Annotated in this window: 17 protein-coding genes; 6 read left to right on the top strand and 11 right to left on the bottom strand. The window is 64.8% G+C overall.

All coding sequences use genetic code 11. The features are described 5' to 3' along the window. Positions 1 to 57: 57 nt before the first annotated feature. The 3 genes from OXG30_08315 to OXG30_08305 all read left to right on the top strand — a co-directional run bounded on the left by OXG30_08315 (position 58) and on the right by OXG30_08305 (position 3,850). Positions 58 to 1,185, top strand: coding sequence for an amidohydrolase family protein (locus OXG30_08315; protein ID MCY4134901.1), 1,128 nt, complete (start codon positions 58 to 60; stop codon positions 1,183 to 1,185). Positions 1,186 to 1,273: 88 nt separating this feature from the next. Next, positions 1,274 to 2,551 (top strand): DUF222 domain-containing protein, encoded by a 1,278-nt coding sequence (locus OXG30_08310; GenBank protein ID MCY4134900.1) that lies wholly within the window; start codon positions 1,274 to 1,276, stop codon positions 2,549 to 2,551. Positions 2,552 to 2,986: 435 nt separating this feature from the next. Next, positions 2,987 to 3,850: a hypothetical protein gene (locus tag OXG30_08305; protein ID MCY4134899.1), complete on the top strand. Its 864-nt coding sequence runs from the start codon at positions 2,987 to 2,989 to the stop codon at positions 3,848 to 3,850. Positions 3,851 to 3,919: 69 nt separating this feature from the next. Here the strand turns inward: OXG30_08305 and OXG30_08300 are convergent, their stop codons facing one another. Both OXG30_08300 and OXG30_08295 read right to left on the bottom strand, forming a co-directional pair. Further along, positions 3,920 to 6,157 carry a xanthine dehydrogenase family protein molybdopterin-binding subunit gene (locus tag OXG30_08300; GenBank protein MCY4134898.1) on the bottom strand — a complete coding sequence of 746 codons (2,238 nt, stop codon included), beginning with the start codon at positions 6,155 to 6,157 and terminating at the stop codon, positions 3,920 to 3,922. A 12-nt stretch (positions 6,158 to 6,169) separates the two neighbouring features. Beyond that, the gene (locus tag OXG30_08295) at positions 6,170 to 7,585 is read right to left on the bottom strand and encodes an amidohydrolase family protein (GenBank protein ID MCY4134897.1); all 1,416 of its coding nucleotides are present in this window, start codon (positions 7,583 to 7,585) and stop codon (positions 6,170 to 6,172) included. Between the two features lie 22 nt (positions 7,586 to 7,607). Here OXG30_08295 and OXG30_08290 point away from each other — a divergent pair, with 22 nt between their 5' ends. The 3 genes from OXG30_08290 (at position 7,608) to OXG30_08280 (ending at position 10,832) form a co-directional block, all read left to right on the top strand. Beyond that, on the top strand, positions 7,608 to 9,053 hold the full coding sequence (locus OXG30_08290; GenBank protein ID MCY4134896.1) for an OB-fold domain-containing protein: 1,446 nt from the start codon (positions 7,608 to 7,610) through the stop codon (positions 9,051 to 9,053). Positions 9,054 to 9,063: 10 nt separating this feature from the next. Beyond that, entirely contained in the window at positions 9,064 to 10,257 is a 1,194-nt protein-coding gene (locus tag OXG30_08285) for an acetyl-CoA acetyltransferase (GenBank protein ID MCY4134895.1), read from the top strand. 215 nt (positions 10,258 to 10,472) lie between these two features. Beyond that, a complete protein-coding gene (locus OXG30_08280; GenBank protein MCY4134894.1) occupies positions 10,473 to 10,832 on the top strand; it encodes a hypothetical protein in 360 nt (119 codons plus the stop codon). 62 nt (positions 10,833 to 10,894) lie between these two features. Here the strand turns inward: OXG30_08280 and OXG30_08275 are convergent, their stop codons facing one another. The 9 genes from OXG30_08275 to OXG30_08235 are packed head-to-tail and all read right to left on the bottom strand — an operon-like array spanning position 10,895 to position 20,628. Beyond that, a complete protein-coding gene (locus tag OXG30_08275; GenBank protein ID MCY4134893.1) occupies positions 10,895 to 11,635 on the bottom strand; it encodes a hypothetical protein in 741 nt (246 codons plus the stop codon). 56 nt (positions 11,636 to 11,691) lie between these two features. After that, positions 11,692 to 12,627 carry a HipA domain-containing protein gene (locus OXG30_08270; protein MCY4134892.1) on the bottom strand — a complete coding sequence of 312 codons (936 nt, stop codon included), beginning with the start codon at positions 12,625 to 12,627 and terminating at the stop codon, positions 11,692 to 11,694. A gap of 45 nt (positions 12,628 to 12,672) precedes the next feature. After that, positions 12,673 to 13,527: a phytanoyl-CoA dioxygenase family protein gene (locus tag OXG30_08265; GenBank protein ID MCY4134891.1), complete on the bottom strand. Its 855-nt coding sequence runs from the start codon at positions 13,525 to 13,527 to the stop codon at positions 12,673 to 12,675. An 11-nt stretch (positions 13,528 to 13,538) separates the two neighbouring features. Continuing rightward, positions 13,539 to 14,462 carry an SDR family NAD(P)-dependent oxidoreductase gene (locus OXG30_08260; protein ID MCY4134890.1) on the bottom strand — a complete coding sequence of 308 codons (924 nt, stop codon included), beginning with the start codon at positions 14,460 to 14,462 and terminating at the stop codon, positions 13,539 to 13,541. Positions 14,463 to 14,468: 6 nt separating this feature from the next. After that, positions 14,469 to 15,359 (bottom strand): TIGR03620 family F420-dependent LLM class oxidoreductase, encoded by an 891-nt coding sequence (locus OXG30_08255; protein MCY4134889.1) that lies wholly within the window; start codon positions 15,357 to 15,359, stop codon positions 14,469 to 14,471. A 38-nt stretch (positions 15,360 to 15,397) separates the two neighbouring features. Continuing rightward, the gene (locus OXG30_08250) at positions 15,398 to 16,600 is read right to left on the bottom strand and encodes a CoA transferase (GenBank protein ID MCY4134888.1); all 1,203 of its coding nucleotides are present in this window, start codon (positions 16,598 to 16,600) and stop codon (positions 15,398 to 15,400) included. Next, entirely contained in the window at positions 16,597 to 17,568 is a 972-nt protein-coding gene (locus OXG30_08245) for a TIGR03619 family F420-dependent LLM class oxidoreductase (GenBank protein MCY4134887.1), read from the bottom strand. Before OXG30_08245 ends, OXG30_08250 begins: the two co-directional genes overlap by 4 nt. Before the next feature lie 4 nt (positions 17,569 to 17,572). After that, a complete protein-coding gene (locus tag OXG30_08240) occupies positions 17,573 to 19,669 on the bottom strand; it encodes a prolyl oligopeptidase family serine peptidase (protein MCY4134886.1) in 2,097 nt (698 codons plus the stop codon). Then, positions 19,666 to 20,628, bottom strand: coding sequence for a phosphotransferase (locus OXG30_08235; protein ID MCY4134885.1), 963 nt, complete (start codon positions 20,626 to 20,628; stop codon positions 19,666 to 19,668). Before OXG30_08235 ends, OXG30_08240 begins: the two co-directional genes overlap by 4 nt. Between the last annotated feature and the right edge of the window lie 13 nt (positions 20,629 to 20,641).

The following is a 20,641-nucleotide window of genomic DNA, read 5'->3' as shown; positions in this document are numbered from 1 at the left end:
GCTAGCTACTACCGTTGGTGGTTGTCTCAGTGACACGAGATAGAAGAGGTTCAGAAGATGAGCACCGTTACCCCCGTTCGCCCTTGTATTTCGGCTGATTCGCACGTGACCGAGCCCGACAACACCTACATCGACTACATCGATCCCAAGTTCCGAGACCGAGCGCCGCGGGTGGATTGGGCCGATGACATGGGCGTGTTCATGTCGATCGACAACGGTCGCAACCGGATGCCTTTCGGCATGATCGCCGCGGCGGGCAAGAGCTGGCATGAGATCAGCATCTCCAGCGGCACTCGCTGGGAGGAGCTGCACCCCGGCGGCTACGACCCGGTGGCCCGACTGGAAGAGCAGGACCGCGACGGCGTGGTGGCCGAGGTGATCTATCCGTCGGTAGGGATGACCATTTGCAACCACCCCGACGGCGACTACAAGAAGGCCTGCTTCGACGCCTACAACCGCTGGATAGCCGAGTTCAACTCCCACTCCCCGGAGCGGCTCATCGGCCTGGGCCAGACCGCGATTCGCTCCGTGGACGAGGCCATCGCCGACCTGGAGGCCATGCGGGACTTAGGGCTCAAGGGGGTCATGCTTCCCGGTTACGCGGCCTCCGGCCTCGACTACGACCATCCCGATTTCGACGCATTCTGGGAGGCGGCGGTGTCGATTGGGATGCCGCTGTCGTTCCACATCCTCACCTCGGGCAACGACCACCCCATGGCCGCTCACTTCCGAGGGCCGAAGATCAACTCGTTTCTGGGGATTATCCGGGGCAACCAGGACATCATCGGCACGCTGATCTTCGGCGGCGTGTTCGAGCGCCATCCCGATTTGCAGGTGGTGTGCGTGGAGGCCGACGCCGGCTGGGCGCCCCACTGGATGTATCGGGCCGACCACGCCTACAACCGGCATCGCAACTGGTTGGAGAGCGCCGAGCTGTCCAAGAATCCCAGCGATTACTTCCGAGAGAACGTGTACCTCACCTTTCAGGACGACTGGGTGGCATTCAAGCTGCTCGACCTGATGAACGAGAACCGGGTGATGTGGGCCAACGACCACCCCCACTCCGACGCCACCTGGCCGTGGTCGCAAGAAATGCTCACCGAGCAGACCACCCACATGACCGATCACCAACTTGACCGAGTCCTCCGCGACAACTGCGCCGAGCTCTACGGACTGACCGTCTAGATCGATTTCGGTCGCTGGCTGAGTTTTTTCATATTTTCAGGCATATTTCAGGGGGGAATGTGTCACTGGGGTTGGTATAATTTCATCTATGGAATTTACGTTGAATCCCAGTACAGGCGGTGCCGACGACGGTGCTGCTGAGGGTTTTGCGTTCCCGGACTATTCGGAGGCCGGCGCTTCGGAGCTGTTGGGTTTGATGGGCGAGGCTGATCTGTTGCGCCGCCGGGCGGAGGGCTATCTGGTCGGGTTGGTCGTGCGTTACGGCGAGCTCGAAGGGCCGGGCGCGGCGGCGACGGTGTGCCACCAATTCGGTATCAGCGCCTACCGGGCCCGCCGGCTGGCCAAGACGGCCGAGAGCCTCACAGCCATGCCGCAGATTCTTGGCGCAGTCCAAGACGGGCACATCTCCGCGGACCAGGGCGCGCTGGTCGCCGAGTCGCACAAGCGGGCGCCGATGAGCGAACAAGACCAGCAGGAGTTGCTGGATCTGGGCGGCTGGCAGGGCCACGACGAGTTCAAGAAGTCAGTCGCCGCCCGCGAGGACCAGCGTCGCGCCGATGACGGGATGGGCCGCGCCGAGCGCCAAAGAGCCCGCCGCTCCTTCAAGGTGTTCGACAGCAGCGGCGGCATGGTCGTGTTGCACGCCGAACTGGACCAGGTGTCCGGCGAGCGGGTCAAAATCGCTGTTGACGCCATGAGCACCAAGATGCTCGGCGACGACATCGCCTTCGACCCCATCCGCACCTTCGAGCAGCGCAACGCCGACGCGCTGGTCGCGCTCATCACCCAGCAGCCCGCCGAGACCGCCAACGCTGTAGCGGAAGGCACCTCTGGCTGCGGGATCCCAAACGAGGTGGCGGCGGTGGCGCCGGACTGCGGCATCAGGCCGCAGAAGACGGTGCTGGTGATCTCCGCCGACTACGACGCCATCGAGGGCCGGCTCCAAAACGCCGGGCTGATCGACGGGACGCCCATCGAGCTCGACGAGCTCCGCCGCCTCGCCTGCGACGCGCAGATCGTGCCGATGATCTTCGCAGCCGACGGGCAGCCCCTCTACATGGGAAGAGCCCAAAGAGCACCCACCAAAGCCCAGAAGCTGGCCCTGTACCGCAGAGACCGCGGCTGCGTTGGCTGCGGCATCCGACCCCAAGTATGCGACGGCCACCACATCCAACCATGGGACCACAACGGGCCCACCGACATGCCCAACCTGGTGCTGCTGTGCCCCAAGTGCCATAGGAAAGTCCACAAACACGGTCACATTCTCGGGCGCGATTCTGCAACGGGCCGGAACCGCCTGCTGCCCCCACCCCGGCCCAGCCCCACAGCCCACCCACCGCCCGCTGAGCAACTGACCGCCGCCTGAGCCCACGCCCCGCCAACACCAGGCCGCCGCCTGAGCCCACGCCCCGCCAACACCAGGCCGCCGCCTGAGCCCACGCCCCCAAACCCCCGCAGGCCCTGTCGCCATGATTTGATGGAGCCCGTGCAGATATCGGTGCCGAGGCTGATAGGACTGGTGGTCGGACTGATGCTTCTGGCCACAAGTTGCCAGTCAGACCCGTCGATTCTGGAACAAGCCCTCGACCCCGGCACAGCAACGCCCACAGAGGAGCCATCGCCCGCGGCCCTACCTTCAGCTACGCCGTCGGCTCTCCAAGACCACGGCACACCCTCTCCGGTATCAGAAGATGGATTGTCTGCCGCGGAGCCTGAACTCGAGAATCGTCCAGATGCGTATCTTGGCCGCCCTCCCGAAAGTCTCGCTCCGGAGGACTACAGCGCCGTGCCACCGGAGGTGATGATACGTGATCTTGTGCGCCAGGGAGAGACGCGCGAGCCGCCGACGATCAGAGTCACCGGCCATGGAACCTCTTTTGAGCTAACAATCTGGACTACATGCTGGATCGACTTCATCGGTTCTGACGGCACATATTCGGACTACTGCGCTGACGGCGTTCCCGATCTCGTTGACGAACTTGAACGGGTGCGCGGGGCTGGACCCCTCTATGTCGAGTTTCCCGTGGCCGGATGGGAATTCAGCGCGACAACCTTTCAGATTGGTGACGAAGAAGGGTGCGGCCGTTCCCAGACGGAGCCGCTCGCCCGCATCGCACCCACCGTCCACAAACTGGTACCGCAGGGCTTCGCCGGTGCCTACATCGTCGATGTATACGGCAGCGGTCCGGGCGGCGACGTGATCTCCTCGTTCGTGTGGGAGATGACGGTTGATGGCGTTCTGCCGGTGCCGAAGGCCAACATGGGGCTGTTGTGGTTCGACGACGGGCAGGTGACCACCTACGCCGCCGGAATGTCGATTTCGGGGCTTGCCATTACACCTGACTCGGCTTCTGCCACCGTGATTGTCACAGCCGCCAACGGCGCCAGCACTGAAGTGCGTTACGTAGAAGACAGGCCGGAAGGTTGCCGCAGCCCCGGATTGGTGAGTCTGGACGTCAACAGGAGCGATGCTCTGCGGGCTGCGGCTCTGGGTGAGGCACCATTCACCTACGACGTCGAGTTGACGATGGACGGCACGGTGTACAGGGCAACAGCAACTTGGCCCCGAGACGAGTTTGTCGACCATTCCGGTTACGTCCCACTCAACTTTGACCCGGCCCTCCCCGCCCTCGCCCCTAGAGAGGCCACTCCGACGCCTCCTTAAGTGGCTCCTACGACCTGCTCCAATCTCGAAGCATGAGCTGCATGACGGCTAGACGCGATCAGTTGGCCGTCATATCTGGTTGGTGCGGAGGGCTTGCCAGATCCGTTCTGGTGTGCAGGGCATGTTGATGTGGGTGACGCCGAAGGGGGCGAGGGCGTCGATGATGGCGTTCTGGACGGCGGGGGGCGCGGCGATGGTGCCGCTCTCGGCCACTCCCTTGGCGCCGAGGGGGTTGCGGTCGGTGGGGGTTTCGGTGAAGCGGGTTTCCACTTCGGGGACATCGCTCGCTGCGGGTACGAGGTAGTCGGCCAAGCTAACGGTAAGCGGGTTTGCGTCGGCGTCGTAGCGCATCTCCTCGAAGAGGGCGACGGCGATGCCTTGCACGGCGCCACCTTGCACCTGGCCTGAGGCTTGCATCTCGCTGAGCACCCTGCCGCAGTCGGTGACGGCCACATGGCGGATCAGGTCCACATTGCCGGTCTCGGTGTCGACTTCTACAACGGCCACGTGGGTGCCACCGGAGAAGGTGGGCTGGCCTTGGTCGAAGGCCGCGGTGGCCTCGGTTCCGGCCAAGTCGGTTAGTGCGATGCTGGCTGAGGGGGTGCCCCGGATGCCCAGGGTGGCGTCGGGGTGGAGCTCGATGTCGTCTACTGCGGCTTCGAGCAACTCGGCGGCCCGTTCTTTCAGCTTGTCGCGCAATCGGCCAACTACCTGGACGGTAGAGCTGCCGGCCAGCGAAGCCGATCGCGATCCAAAGCTGCCCAACGCAGAGCGGAAGCGGCCGGTGTTGGGGGTGGCGGCCATAATCAGGGCAGGGTCTACATCCAAGGCGTCGGCAGCTAAGCGGGCGACAACAGTCTGCATTCCCTGACCGATGGGGGCGGTGCCCGCATCAATCTCGATGCGGCCGTCGTCGGTCACCCGGGCCGAGGCCGGCTGGCAAGGCTCGTGGCGGCCAGTGAAATCGGCCCAGCAGCTGATGCCGATGCCGAGGAGCCGGGGCTTTTCCGAGACTCTGAGGGCAGCTTGGTCTTCCCGTAGTTGTTGGTATCCGATCTCTTGGAGAGCCTGCTCCAAGGCACCAAGATGGTTGGCTTCATCCATGAGCAGTTCGCCAGGGGTCTGTCGGGGGAAGTCATCGGGCCGAAGCAGGTTGCGGCGGCGGATCTCCGCCGGGTCCAGATTCAGAGCTCGCGCCAAGTTGTCCATGGCCCGCTCCAAGAGCCCAATGGCCTCGGCTCGGCCCGGGCCTCGGTAGGGGCCGGTGGGGACTGTATTGGTCATCACCGCCGAAGCGGTGACCGCAACCCGGTCGATCCGATAGGGGCCGGGGAGCAGCCGCTGGGTTTGCAGCGGCTCAAATGCGCCCATCCCGGCGTACCCGCCCACATCTGCGCTCACCTCGGCTGTCAGCGCGGTGACAGTCCCGTATTGGTCGGCGGCCAGCGTGATGCTCTGGTCTTGATCCCGGGCCTGCATCGACAGCAGATTCTCAGGGCGGGTTTGAACGAGGCGCAGCGGCCGGTTCAGTCGCTGGGCCAATTGCGCGGCCACGGCAAACAGGCCGTTCTCGCCCCAGCACTTTCCTCCGAAGCCGCCTCCGATGGGGGGTACCACCACGCTGATCTGATCGTCGGGCAAGGCCAAGGTGCGGGCCAGCTCGTCGTGGGTGAGAGCAGGCATTTGGGAGTTGACATGGACTACCACCCGGTCGCCGTGGGGGACGACAAGACCAGCAATACCCTCAATGGGAGAGCACGCCACCCGGGGATAGTGCTGAGAGAGGGTGACGGCTACTTCGGCCTGTTCGAGAGCAGAACGGACCGCGGTGGGATTGCCGGATGGGACGGTGAGCACGACGTTGGACCCGTGCCGGGGATGCAGGAGCGGTGCATCCTCGCCGGTGGCAGAGGACAGGTCGGAGAGTGGGGGCAGCGGCTCGTAGCTGACCTCAACTAGTTCGCAGGCATCGGCCGCGATTGCTTCGCTGACCCCAACGATGGCGGCTACTGCCTCACCGACATAGGCCACCGATCCCTGGGCCAGCGGGGGTCGGCTGATCTCTGTGGGGGTGATGCCTTCCACGCTCGGCTGGGTGATCAGCGCAAGATCATCGGCAGTGAATACTCCGACAATGCCTTCGAGGGCTTCGGCGGCCGATGTGTCGATACCGGCAATGGTTGCCCGGGCCACCGGTGACCGCACGAAGCCCAGCCATAGCGCACTCTCAACATTGAGGTCACCGCCAAAGCGGGCTCGGCCGGTCAGCAGGTCGAAGTCTTCGACCCGGCCTTCCCAAGTGCTCACAGCAAGAAGTCTCTACAGGGCTTCTTCGATGACGGTGCCCTTGAAGAAGTCGGAGTTCGTGCCAGCCCAAAGCGACATCGGGTGCTCGAAGGTGAAGGCCCGGAAGTCGGCCTCATTGAGGATGCCGTCGTCCACCAACTCGTAGGCCTCGGGCAGCACTTCTCGCACATCGGGGACATCCCAGTGGCCCACGTCGGAGGCGAAGATGCCCTTCACCACTTGGCCCCTCGGGGTCACCTTCCGGTTAAACCCGATAGCGGTCATGGGGTCGTCGGCTTCGCAACCGAAATGGAACCGGTCCCAGATGGCCAGGATGTCTTCCACGGTGTCCACCCCGCTGAGGGCGAACTCATCGATGGTGGCCGGGTCTTCGTCGGGCTCGCTCAGCATGTGCAGCGCTTCTTGGAGGCGGTCGCGGTGGCTGTTGGCCGCTTCCGTCCCAAATTTGTCAAAGAGCTGGCCCAGCTCGTCCATGTCCACCGCGGCGGGGTCGTAGTGTCCGATGGCGTCGCGGTTGCGCTTCTCCCAGTGGCCGATCACATCAGACAGCAGGTTGACCCCCCAAGCCACGCCCCCTTCCAGGAAGGCCCACCGGAGTTCGGGGAAGCGGTGGGCCACCCCGCCCATGAACACCGCCCGGCACAGGGCCTCGCCGGCAGCGGCGAAGTTGCCCAGGTGGTTGTACACGTAGTTGGTCTCCGACGTGCGGCTGCCCCAGCCCATGCCCGCGGAGTGGAAGGTGGGCGACACGCCGAGTTCGGTACACCGCTGCCACACCGGGTCGTAGTCGCAGGGGGAGTCCATGCCCAGGGTGTCCATGCGGCGGGCGTGGCGGTGGCTGGTGTTCTCCCGGTCCACCGGCCGGGGCACCAGCCCGGTCATCATCACCGGGCGCATGCCCAGTTCGCCCGCTGCGAAGTCCAGTTCGGCAATGGCTTCGTCGGGGGTGAACATGGGGATGATGGCCACCGGCATGAGGCGGTCGGAGTAGGGCTCGTATGCCTGATGGAAGTAGAGGTTGAACGCCCTTGCCGCCCCGACGCGCAGGTCCTCGTCTTCGAGGCCCATGCAGGTCAGCCCGTAGGTGGGGTAGAGCACGGCCAAGTCGATCCCGATCTCGTCCAGTCGCTCGTACAGCAGCTTGGGCAGCAGGGCGGTGGCCCGGTCGAGGGTGTTTCGGGCCGGCAGCCCCCACCACGCCGAGCGCATCATCCCGGCGGCCCGGCGCTGCTCCAGGGTCAGATCGATGGACTTCCGCGCCCCGTACTCCACGACCTTGAACTTGTCCACCAGCTCGGGACCGCCGACGGTGGCCATGATGTCGTGGACTTCGGGGAGAAACTCGACGATATGGCCGTCGGAATCGATGATCGGATGGTCGATGGCGTCGCGGATGCGCCGCACCTCGGCGCTGGGCTCAAAGCTCATGGGGGACACACTACGACCCCGGATGTCAGTGGTGTCAGGCGTACACTTCGGCGGTATGCGAGGCGTTATCAGCTTCGGGGGCTACGTGCCGTACCGGCGCTTGGACCGGTCGGCCATCGCCGCGGTCATGGGCAAAGGCGGTGGGCGGGGCACCCGATCGGTGGCTTCCTACGACGAGGACACCACCACCATGGGGGTGGAGGCAGCCCGACTGGCGCTGCGCCCTGCTGATGCCGAGCCCCGGGCGTTGTGGTTTGCCACCGCCGATCCCGCCTATCTGGAGAAAACCAACGCCACCGCCATCCACGCCGCCCTTCGGTTGGATTCCTCCGCGAGCGCGCTGGACTTCGGGGGCGCGGTGCGCTCTGGCATCGGGGCGCTGCGGACTGCCCTGGATGCGATTGGACCGACGTTGGTGGTGACCGCCGACAAGAGAGGCGGACTGCCTACCGGTGCCGATGAGGCCACTGGCGGCGACGGCGCCGCCGCATTCTTGATCGGCACAGAGGACGACGGGCCGATGGTGGCCGAGTTGCTGGGTTCGGCATCGGCCACCGAGGAATTCGTGGACCGTTGGCGCCAGCCGGGCTCGCCCAGCACCGGCCAATGGGAGGAGCGCTTTGGCGAGACCCGCTACGGCCCGCTGGCTGACCAAGCCTGGAAAGAGGCGCTGGGCGCGGCGGGCATCGGAGCCGACGATGTGGATGTGGCGGTGGTGACCGGGTCTCACGGCCGAGCGGTCAAGCGGGTGGCCGGCCAGCTCGGAGCGGCTCGGGTGGCCGACGACTTGGGCGCGGTGGTGGGCAATACCGGCACGGCCCATCCGGGATTGTTGTTGGCCAATGAGTTGGAGCAGGCCGAACCCGGCCAGACCATCGCGGTGGTGATGCTGGCTGACGGGGCGGAGGTTCTGATTCTGCGGGCCACTGAGGCGTTGGCCGCTTACGCGTCTGCCCTTCCCGTGGCCGACCAGATCGCTGCTGGCGCCGAGGTGAGCTACGCCACGTTCTTGCAGTGGCGGGACATGATCCAGGTGCAGCCCCCGAATCGACCCGAGCCAACCCGACCGTCGTCGTCGGCCGCGGCCCGAGCCCAGGACTGGAAGTACGGGTTCGTGGGCAGCCGGGGGACCGAGAGCGGAACGCTGCACCTGCCGCCGGCCCGGGTGTCCATCCGCCCCGAGGACGATCTCGATGCCATGGACCCGGCGCCCATGGCCGACGTCGGGGCCACCGTGGTGACCTTCACCATCGACCGGCTGGTGTACTCGGTAAGCCCGCCGGTGGTGTTCGCAGTGGTGGACTTCGACGGGGGCGGGCGGCTCCCGGTTGAGTTGACCGACGTGGATCCCGACGCGGTCCGCATCGGCCAGCGGGTGGAGATGACGTTTCGGCGGCTGTACGAGGCCGAGGGCATCTACAACTATTTCTGGAAGGCCCGCCCGGCGCGGTCTTCATCGGGAGACTAGGAGGCGACCGATGGCCAGTCATGGCATCAAAGACCAGGTGGCGATCATAGGAATGGGTTGTACCCAATTCCGGGAGCACTGGGACAAGGGAACCGACGACTTGCTGATCGACGCCGCCACCGCCGCTTTCGACTCCGCCGGCGTGGCCAAAGACGATGTGGACGCATTCTGGCTGGGCACGGCATCAAGTGGCATGAGCGGACTCACGCTGAGCCAGCCCCTGAAGCTGGAAGGCAAGCCGGTCACCCGGGTGGAGAACTTCTGCGCCACCGGCTCGGAGGCACTGCGCCAAGCCTCCTATGCGGTGGCCAGCGGGGCCTACGACATAGCCATGGCCATCGGGGTGGAGAAGATCAAGGACTCCGGCTATCAGGGATTGAACGCCGCCCCCGCCCCCCACGACGGCACCAAGCGGAACCTGACCGCCGCGGCCATGTACAGCCTGGTGCTCCCGGCCTACGCCGCCCGCTACGGGGTGGACGAGGACGAACTGCGCATGGTGGTGGCCAAAATTGCCGAGAAGAACCACCGCAATGGGGCGCTCAACCCGCTGGCCCAGTTCCGCCGGGAGATGCCGGCCGAAAAGATCTGCGAGATGGCCTCGGTGGCCGGGCGGCTGTCAGTGTTCGACTGCTCCGGCGTGGCTGACGGTTCGGCCGCCGCCATCGTGGTGCGAGCTGAAGATGCCCACAAGTACTGCGACGACCCGCTGTACATCAAGGCGCTGTCGTTCGTGTCGGGCACCGGTGGCGGGCTCATCGACCCCGACTACGACTACACCACGTTCCCGGAGTGCGAGATGGCCGGAGCCGACGCCTACCGCCAGGCGGGAATCGACGACCCCCGCCCGGCACTGGCTATGGCCGAAGTTCACGACTGCTTCACCCCCACCGAGATGGTGCTCATGGAAGACCTGGGCTTCTGCGAGCGGGGCACCGCCTGGAAAGAGGTGCTGGCCGGGACTTTTGAGCGCAACGGCGACATGCCCATCAACACCGACGGTGGCCTCAAGGCGTTCGGCCACCCCGTGGGGGCCTCCGGCCTGCGCATGCACTACGAGTGCTGGCTCCAACTCCGCGGCCAAGCCGGCGACGACCGCCAAATCGACCTGTCCAACCGCAACCTCGGCCTGGTCCACAACCTCGGCGGCTACCCCGGCGAAATGGTCTCCTTCGTCTCCATCCTCGGCCCCGAACTGGGATGAAGACTCCATCTGAAGAAGACATCCGACTGCTTGCTGACAAGATTGAGGAGAAACTGACCTTTGTCGTCTACGAGAGACTTCCTGGCCTACTTGTCGAGGCGGTGAAACTGGCAGCGGTGACCGCTGCAACTTCGGGGAGTGGACCGGTGGCGGCAGTTGCGGCCCGAGGTGGCCGAGGGGCCAAGGTAGCGAGAGCAGGGTTAAGGGCACTCAAGATGGCCAAGGCAAAAGTGGCTACGAATCTGGTGGCGAAGAGGGTCACGCAAGCAGGACAATCGGTGGCCCAGACAAGATCGACTCGGGCTGCGGAGCAGGCGATAAGAAGGGTTCTGCCTCCCGATCGGATCAGGGCCATCGCCGATCGAACAGCTGTCTTGGTGATGCCGATGATGGCTAATGCATCAGAAGCGGGGAAGGATCGCGAATTCCGGCGGGCGCTGGCTCAAGCGCTTTCGGAAGCGGGGGTGGCAAATGCCATTGCCAAAGAACTGACTGAGCGCTTCACCAAGAGGTTAGGCAAAGCCGTTCCACAAAGGGTGCGAGACGCCTTGGAGAAGGCACTTCGACAGGAGTGACGACTGGTCGCCAGTGCGCTTTTGTAGGCCCGTTCAGAGCTTGAGGTGCTTGCTATCGCGAATCAGGCAACGATGGGTTGGAACTGTGGGCCGGACAGCGGCTCATAGTTTTCCGGCCAGGGAGCGGTCAGCCGGCAGATAAGTCGCATGTAGGGCTCTACTTCAGGGGGGTTGACGTGTTCGGCAGTGATCATGATGTCGTCTTCCCCGATGAGATCGCGAAGATCGTGGACGGTGTCCAGCAGATAGTCGGGGATCCAGCCCACGGTCTTGTTGTTCCGAGTGTTGATGAGAATTGCCTGCGGGTTTGTTGAGTTTTTGGGCTCATCTAAGAGGCTCAGACGGTCTCCCGGCCGCAAACCGGCCACTGCGTCCGAAGCCCCTTCGAGATGTCGCACTCCTCGGGCGAAGAACAGAGCGGTGAGATTGCCGTTTTCGGTCCGACGAGGAGGAGCGAACACTTCGATGCGGTCGGTCATCTTGCGACCCTCGTTGCGGGCCATGACCTCAAAGGGGTCAGTCTCCACATCGAGTCCTAGAGTCTCGACGTACTCCGCGTAGTCCGGACGTTGACGAGGCATCTGCCGTTTGCGGAATACAGGAAATAGCTGATCGTCCACATAAAGCCTGTGCAACTCAGGCAGACCCGGCAACAGCGGAAAGCCATCCAATGTTTCCGCATGCTTCAGATACACGAATTCGAACTCCTGCGACTCATCAGAGACGCGCTGAGTAAGCAACCCAACGGGATGGATCAAACCGTCAGGGTGGCGCCAAGTCACGAATAGGTGGTGGTCCGTCATTTGATCCACTCTATCCACGGGGAGTGACAGGTCGAATGTGACCAGAGTAGCCGAACTCATAAAGACAGTCGGGACCAGTTACGTCGCAGCATCCGCTCCGCGAACTCCTTCGATAGATCTGACATCCGGCGTTCTGTGACTTGCCAGATCGGGGCGACTAGGTCATCCAATTGCTGGACACGTCCGAGCCAGTGCACAAAAGCAGGTTGTCCGTCGAGTGCTCGAGCTTGCCCCACAACTTCGACGGGGTGAGACCTGTCGGCAAAACGGGTCTTGGCACGATCCGCCCAGCCCTCAGGGGTGAAGTTGCTGTCTCGCGAAGTAAGCCGTTCTTGCTTTTGCTGGTCACTGAGCTGGAAGCCCAGGCTGGAAGCGTGATCAAAGGTTGGCGCCAGACGGTGTTGACCTTCTAGGGAGGTCAACTTGATTGCACTCCAGTTTTCTTCGTGCCGGTCGGTATTGCCGATCAGAGCGTCTAGGACCAAGTACCCGACAAAGACATCCCAAGCCGATAGCCCTTCATCGGCATTCGATGGAGGGTCGACGTCTCTGAGCGCTCTGGCAGCTGCTTCCACCGTGTACAGCTCACGACGGTGATGCGAAACGCTGATACCCACATTCCACATCAATTCGTCGCCGTTGATGAGGCTCTCCCCTTCTTGAAGAACTGATCGACAGACAGTCCCGTAACGGATCTCGTCGGGGGTGCGCTCAACCGCGAGTTCAACAAGCGCGGCAGGGATGCCTAGGACTCTGGCTACTCCGTAGGCCACACGCTCGGCCCAGTCATCGCCTTTGCGATATCCAGGGCTGCCGTGTGGTTCGTTGAACGTGGCGTACTTCATTAGCCAGCGCTCTTGGGTGTCGGGATTCGTTAGCCAGCGCTTGGGCTTGGTGCCCAATTCCTCTCTACCCGACCGGGGCCAATCGCTGACGTCTAGTTCTGCGTACTCGGTGATTGCCGGCACTGGGTTGTGGTTGCCCTCAGCCATCAACCTTGAAGGGTACCTAGGGGCTGTGACAACGCCAGATATGTATCAGCGGGGCCAGACTTGGGGACAGCGGGGGTGGTCAACGGGTTCGCCCTCGGTGACTTCGGAGTGGTGGGGCTTTAGGGGGGTGCCTCGCTTGAAGCGGTAGACGGTGCCGTCGCCGCAATAGCGAACCGAGATGGCCCGGCGCCACTGGTCGGTGACGTTGGCGTGGGCGCCGTGAAGGGTCATGGCGTGGTGGACGGCCACGTCTCCGGGCTCCATGTCGAAACAGAGCAGGTGCTCGGCGTCGTCCCGGTCGTAATGGGGGACTTCCTCGCCGTCGGTGTTGGGCATGGAGAGCTGGCTTACGAACCAATTGGGTCGGAAGTTCCGCTCCCAGCGGTGTGAGCCCTTCACATAGACGGTGGCTCCGGTCTCTTTGCTGATGGGGTCGAGCGGGCACCAAGTGGTACACACCTTGTCGCCCTCCAACTGGAAGTAGGCCATGTCTTGGTGGATTGAGGTGGGTTCCTCGGTATGGGGCTCCTTCACCAGCACGCTGTCCTCGTAGAACCACAGCTCTTGGCTCTTCATCAATTCAGCAGCCAACTGGGGCAGGGGGGATCGGGTGGCGAATGCCTCAAAGTCGGCATCGTCCCACCAGTGGTCGGTGCCGCCGTGGAATTGGCCCCGAGGGGCGCCCCTCTTGGCCGCGTCGGGGTCGTTGAGCACCGTTCCCCCGCTGGGCGGAACCACCATGGCACCCATCTCGGTCATGTTGTTCATCGCCTCGGATCCCAGAGCTCGTTCCACCGGCCTGGTCATCGAGGCCAAGGTGTCATCAGAGAGCACTCCTCTGACAACCACCACACCGTCGCGCCAGAAGCCCTCGATCTCTTTTTCCGTCACCAGAGCCATAGCGGTAATCCTTACATCTGCTCCAGTTCGGGGGGCATGCCCAGGTGGACCAAGCTCTCGGCGGTGGAACCCTGGGGAGTCCAGTCGGAGGTGTCCATGGCGTTGGCCATGCCCTGGGCCACCGACTCCATAGTCAAGTCGATCTCTTGGGCGGGGGAGGCGGCGTACACGATGCGGGCGAACTGGCCGCCGCCCACGGTGAATGCCTCGCCGTTCACCATGCACTGATCGCTCACCAGATGGGCCACCACCGGGGCCACCTTCTCGGCGCCGAAATGCTCCCGCAGGTGCGACTTGAACGGCGATTCGGGCAGGCCCTCGGTCAGACGGGAGATGGCCGCCGGCAACAGCAGGTTGGCGGTGATGTTGTGGGCTTGGCCGAAGATGGCCTGGGTGCGGGTAAAGCCGAACAGCCCCGATTTGGTGGCGGCGTAGGAGGTGGTGGGGTTGCCGAAGCAGGCTGGAGAGCCGGTGTTGATGATGCGCCCGTAGCCCCGCTCCACCATGTGGGGCCATACCGCCTTGGCGGTGTTGAGGCATCCCAACAGGGTCACTCCCACGTGGCGGTACATGTCGTCGGCGTCGATGTCGGGAAAGAAGGACGCGCTGGCAAAACCGGCGTTGTTGATGAGGATGTCTATACGGCCCCACGCCTCGAGGGCATTGGACACCAACGTCTCGGCTGTGGCTGGGTCGGCGATGTCGCCGTTGTTGGCGATGGCCTCGCCGCCGGCGTCCCGGATGCGTTGAGCTGCCTCCTCTGCGATGTCGGGATTGATGCCCTGCTCAACCAGTCCCAGCGTGCCGTTGCCGAAGTCGTTGAGCACGATCTTGGCCCCCCGCTCGGCCAGGTAGCTGGCGTGGGCGAATCCCAGGCCGATTCTGTCTGCGGCGCCGGTGACTATGGCGACTCGGTCTTGGAATTCACTGGGCATGGCTGGTCACGCTCCGTTCAGAAGGGGGGCGAGAGTCTCGAGGGTTTCGAGGCTGGGGCGGGTCTTGTCTGCTGGATCGAGCGGCTGGATGCACACGTGGGTGGCGCCGGCCTCAAGGTGCTGGTGTATCCGCTCCGCCAGGGTGTGCTCGTCACCCCAGGCCACCACCGCGTCGACCACCTCATCGGCGCCGCCGTCGTCGAGGGCACTTTCTTCGAAACCGCAGCGCATGAGGTTGTTGCGGTAGTTGGGCATGTGCAGTGGCCCGACCATGGCCGCCCGGGCCCGCTCCCGGGCCCGCTGCGGGTCGGTTTCCAGCATCACCTTCTGCTCCGGGCAGATCCAGGCGTCGGGCCCCATGATCTCCCGGGACCGCCGGGAGTTCTCCGGTGGGGCGAAGTAGGGATGGGCGCCGAGGGTGCGCTCGGCGGCCAGCTTCAGCATCAGCGGTCCGAGGGCGGCCAGCACCGTGGGCGGTTCGCCGTCGAGCTCCGGCCCCCACCACATGGCGTTCTCCATCTTGTCGAGGTACTCCCGCATCGACGGGATGGGCGCGGGGTAGGGCTTGCCCTGCATCCGCTCCACCGGAGCTTGGTGCGACACCCCGAGGCCGAGCAAGAAGCGCCCTCCCGACTGGTCGTGCAATTCCTTCTGAGCGCAGGAAGTGGCCTGGGCCTCCCGCAGGTGAATGTTCACCACCCCGGTGGCCAGCACCAGGGTGCTGGTGTGGTTGAGCAGCAGCGAAGCGTGGGCGAATGGATCGCGGCCGAAGGCATCGGGGATCCATAAGGCTCCGTAGCCCAACTCCTCGATCCGCTGGGCGAACTTGATGGCCTCGCTAGTGGAGAAGCTGTCGGTGCGGGTCCACACCCCGGCGGATCCGATGTCCATGGTCATGGCGTCAACGTAGCGGTCTGCGCCCGCATCAGGAGATGTCAGGCCACGATCTGATTGTCGTGGAGACGGGCGATTTCAGTGCCTGACAGGCCGAGGACATCGGCCAATACCTCATCGGTGTGTTGGCCGAGGCGGGGGGCGGGGCCGGGATCGGCCACATTGTCGTCCGAGAAGCGGAGGGGAGGGCCAGGGGTGAGATATTGGCCGGTTTCGGGGTGTTCCACATCGGCAAATAGCGGATTCTCCGTAGAACAGCGGGGGTCGTTGGCCACCATCTCCAACATCGACTGATACCGCCCCCAGCACACCCCTTGGGCGTCAAGCGCGGCCGACGCCTCGGCCAGGCCGTGCCTCGCGCACCATTGGGCCACCAGTGGATTGAGGCGGTCAAGGGCCAAGTAGCGGTCGCCGTCCACCCTGGTGAAGTCCAAGCCGGTCTCGGCCTCTAGCGCGGCCACTTCTTCGCCGATCCCGCAGGCGGCAACGATGCTCTGCCACTGGCGGGCGCTCACCGCCACGATCTGGATGCGCTCGCCGTCGGCCAGCTCGAAGTCCCGCCCGAAGGCACCGTAGATGTCGTTGCCGATGCGGGGCCGCTGGGTGCCCAGGAGCTGGGCCTCGGCCACATGGCCGAGCATGGAAACCGCAGCCAGGGCTACATCCGACAGGGCCAGATTCACCAAGCTCCCCTCACCGGTGCGGGACCGTTGGCGCTCGGCGGCCAGCACCCCCACCGCGGCGGTCTGGCCGCAGATGATGTCCCAGGCGGGCAGCACATGGTTGAGGGTGCCATCGGTGCCGGTGAGCCAGGGGTAGCCCATGGCGCAGTTCACGGTGTAGTCCACCGCGGTGGAACCGTCGTGGTTGCCGGTGATGACCACCATGATGAGGTCGTCTCGGTGGTGGCGGAGGCTGTCGTACGACAGCCACCCGACGGCGGGGAAGTTGGTGGTGAAGATGCCGGCGTCGGGGCCGGGGGCGGTGGCCAGAGCGGTGATGAGCTCCCGCCCCTCGGGAGAGCGGAGGTCGACCTGGATCGACCGCTTGCCCTTGTTCAGCCCCTGCCAGTACAGCGACTGGCCCTCGGGAGTGAGCGGCCAGCGGTGGTAGTCGATGCCCCCACCGATGGCGTCGAAGCGGATCACGTCGGCACCGTGCTGGGCCAGGGTCATACCCCCCGAAGGGCAGGCCACGAAGGCCGATCCCTCCACCACCCGCATTCCGGAGAGCACGCCACTCATGATCGGGCTTCCAGCAGGGGCAGGACCTCAGCGCCGAAGCGGGCGATCTGGTCGATGTACTCGGATGCGTCGCGAGATCGGAAAAAAAGAAACAGCACCGAGGTACCCAGCTCGTGAGCATAGCGAAGCGACTCCGCAACCTGGTCGGGAGAGCCGCCGATATACGGCCATCCCGGCAGAAAAAGCCCCTCGGGAGGGTCGCCGACATAGACGGCCCCGGCCAACCAGCCGAGATCCACTTCATCGAGGTCGCGGCCCACAACATCGGCATGGGCCCGCATGTAGTCAATCTGCTCGGCCATGGCCTCCCGTGGCGTGCCCTGGGGAATCCAGCCATCTCCCCGCTCCACCACCCGGCGCAGGGCCGGACGGGTGCTGCCTCCGATCCAAACGGGAATCGCGTCCTGCGCGGCGGCGGGACCCACTCCCACATCCTTGAATTCGTAGAACTCCCCGCTGAACTCGCAGAACCCACCGGCGGCCCCCACGGCAGCCCGCACGGCGTCGATGGCCTCGTCGGTCATTCGGCCCCGGTCGGTGAAGCTCAGTCCCAGGGCTTCGAACTCGGCCTCGACGTGGCCGGCACCCACTCCCATCAACGCCCTTCCGCCGGTGAGATGGTCGAGGGTGCAGAACGAATTAGCCGTGGTCAGAGGGTGGCGATAGGGAAGGACGTACACCTCCGACAGCAGCCGGATGGTGCTGGTGGCCGCTCCCAAAAAGCCGAGGGTGGCGATCGGGTCGTACCACGTGGTGGACATGTGGGCGGCGTATTCGTTGTCGGGGATGGCGATGTGGTCGCACACTCCCACAAAGCCGAGTCCGGCGGCTTCCGCGGCCTGGGTGATGGCCACCAAGTCGTCCACGGTGGCGTCGGCCTCCCACGGCTGTGTGATTCGCTCGTTGAGGGTTTGGATCGGAAGCTGGATCCCGCAGGTGATCTCACCGTCGGCGGTTATACGGGTCATGGAGTCATTCTTGTGGGCCGATGTCGAGGCTGTCGAAGAGGAAGGTCCGTTGCAGCAGGAGCAGGTTCTCGGCTACCTGCTCCTGAGGAGTCATATGAGTGACGCCGGGCAGGGGGAGCACCTGGTGGGGGCGCCCGGCTTTGAACAGTGTCTGCGACAGCTGGAGGGTGTGGGCTGCGAACACGTTGTCGTCGGCCAGGCCGCAGATCAACAGCAGCGGGCGGGAGAGCCCGCCAGCCAACTCAAGCAGGCTGGTGCGGGTATAGGCCTCGGGGTTGTGGTCGGGGTGGCCCAAGTAGCGCTCGGTGTAGTGGGTGTCGTAGAGGTGCCAATCGGTGACCGGGGCTCCGGCTATGGCGGCGTGGAAGCGGTCGGGACGGGCCAACACGGCGAGCGCGGCCAGGTAGCCGCCAAACGACCAGCCCCGTAAGGCCACCCGACCCAGGTCGAGTCGGGGATGATGCTCGGCCAGCGCATCGAGGGCGTCGATCTGGTCTTCGAGCACCGGATGGGCCAAGTCGCCAGCCACGGCGCGTTCCCAGGCCGGACCCCGTGCCGGAGTACCCCGGCCATCGGTGATCACCGCCGCGAACCCCTGGTCGGCGAACCACTGCGACACCAGAAACGGTGAGCGGGCCTTGAGCACCCGCTGGGCGTGGGGGCCGCCATAAGGGTCGAGCAGAACCGGCAGCGAATCGCCCTCGGCACCGTCTTCGCCTGATGGATACAGCACCGCGGCGTGCAAGTCCCGGCTGCCGACCACGGAGAACTGGGGCGACGGAGACAACGACGGCGTCGCGGCTTTCGAACCTATGGGGATGCGCTCGGTGGTGGTCACTACCTCCACCGCCGACTCCTGATCGGTTCCCGCAGCCCGAACCACCACTACAGATCCGCCTCCTGCGGCCGCGCTGTGGACCCCCGGCTGGTTGCTGAGCCGGCCTAGTTTTTCTTCGCCATCGAGCTGCCAAATGTGGACTTCGGTGGGGTCGTCCGACGCAGTGAACACCACGCGGTTCTCATCGGCCGACACCACGCTGCGGACTTGCAAAGTGTCCGGGGTAGTTGTCCTGCCGTCGATCGTCAGGCATCGGGCCGACGCCCTATCCTCGACGGTCACTAGCCGTTCTCCTGTCCACGTCGGCGTGCCGGGCACCAACTCCACCCAGTGATCATCGGTCTGGCGGGCAATCTCGGTGGTTGCTCCGGTATCGGGGTCGACTTCCAGGATCACCACCGTGCGCTGGTCGCGGCTCTGCACGGTGATGACGGGGTTCGACCGGGGTGCCCATCCAGCCCGGGCCAGGTACTCGAACGCGTCTCGATCCCAGGCCACCTCGACCCGACTGCCGTCGAGCCCAAGGATGGCCAAAGAGACGTCGGCGTTGACCGTGCCAGCAGCGGGGTAGGCCATGGGCACCGGAGCCGTCGCTGGATCAGCCGGCGAGGCGATATGCCACACGGGCACCTCGGCGGTGTCCACCCGGGCCGCCAGCAGGCGCTGGCTGTCGGGTGACCACCAGAATCCCCGGCTGCGGCCCATCTCCTCGGCGGCGATGAATTCGGCTGACCCCCAGCTCACGGTGTCGCCCGGCTCGTCGATGACCAGGCGGTCAAGACCGTCAGCCGCAGCGTCCACCACTCGCAGGCCGGCACCAGAGACATAGGCCACCATCTGCCCGTCGGGTGAGGGGCGGGGGTCGAATGCGCCGGACTCTGCCGGCAGCAGATCAACTGAGCCTTCGGCCGCATCGGCCAGGAACACCCGCCCATCCAGTGTGAAGGCGATTTGGGTAAGCCCGGGGTCGCCGGCGTAGGCCACGATGCCACCGCCGCTTTCCCGGGCACGTTCTCGGCGAGCCCGCTCAGCCGGCGGCAGATTCTCCTCGCCGGGGTCGGCCAAGAGTTCGACCGGATCGGCGATCACAAGTTCCTCGCCGGTGGACGTGTCGAGCTGCCAGAGCCGGTTCACCGGATCGTCGCCGGCCGTGCTGCGCAGGAAGGCCACCCATCGGCCGTCGTCAGAAACAGCGAAGCTGCGAGGAGCTCCCAAGGTGAAGCCCCGGGTGCGGGCGTGCTGGCGGGGGAAAGATTCGGTCATAGCGCGCCGAATGAATCTAGGTCGGCAGCCGCCATCGCAGTGCGGTTCACTAGGGCGAGAGAAGTGGACTTGGGCATCATCACTCCCACCGCGGCGGTCACCAGCATGGCCTCGAGCGCGTAGACGACATTGCGCCGATAGGCCAGCCAGGCCTCGTCAACAGTCGGTGCGACGGGGCCTAGTTGCATCAGATAGTCGGCCAGCAAGTCGCGTTCGGCGCTCCGGCGTGTTTCGGGGTCCAGCGAGGTGGCCAGCAGGTATGCCACGTCTCGTGCCCACGGTCCCGCTCGGCAGAGTTGCCAATCGATGAGACCAGGACGGCCGTCAGCGGCGACAAACTGGTTTCCTGGGTGGCAATCGTTGTGGATCAGCGTTGTGGGACCGGCTGCCATGGTTGCGTGGGCCGATCGGCGGTTGCGGGCATATCGGGAGATGGCTTGGTGAAGTGGCTTTGGAACCGTCGAACCAACTCGCCAGAGCCCCAGTCGGCAGAGAGAAGGGCTGAGTAGTGCGCCCAGCTTCAGCTCCCGGCGGGGGTTGAGAGCCAGCCACGGAAGCGTTTCGGTGCGCCCCCACCACTGGCGGTGCATATCGGCTAGCGCGGCCAGCAACGAGGCGGCCTCATCAGCGCTGAGCGTATCGGTAGACGACCGCAACGTTGCCGCGGAGTGGGTCAAGTCCTCGAGGATCACGATGAACCCGCGCCAGAAGCGGCCAGCGCCATGGCAAAGGGGGGTGGCGATGGGAACCTGGTCGCGTAGTTCGGTATAGAAGCTGACCTCGGCCCGACTCAACCGAGGCACCGCCACAAAAGCCCGAGCGATGAGAGAGCGGGATGGTCGCTTGATGAACACAGCCAGCTCTTGGCCATCGTCCAAACGCAGCCGAGCCCGGGTCCTTCGCGTGGTGCCCGACTGATCGTCCAGTATCTCGATCTCCGCTACCGGTTGACCGAACATCTGGGTCTGGAAC

The sequence above is a fragment of the bacterium genome, from assembly GCA_026708015.1.
In the GTDB taxonomy this organism is placed as follows: Bacteria; Actinomycetota; Acidimicrobiia; order Acidimicrobiales; family Bin134; genus Poriferisocius.
This window is presented reverse-complemented; position numbering and strand designations above follow the sequence as displayed.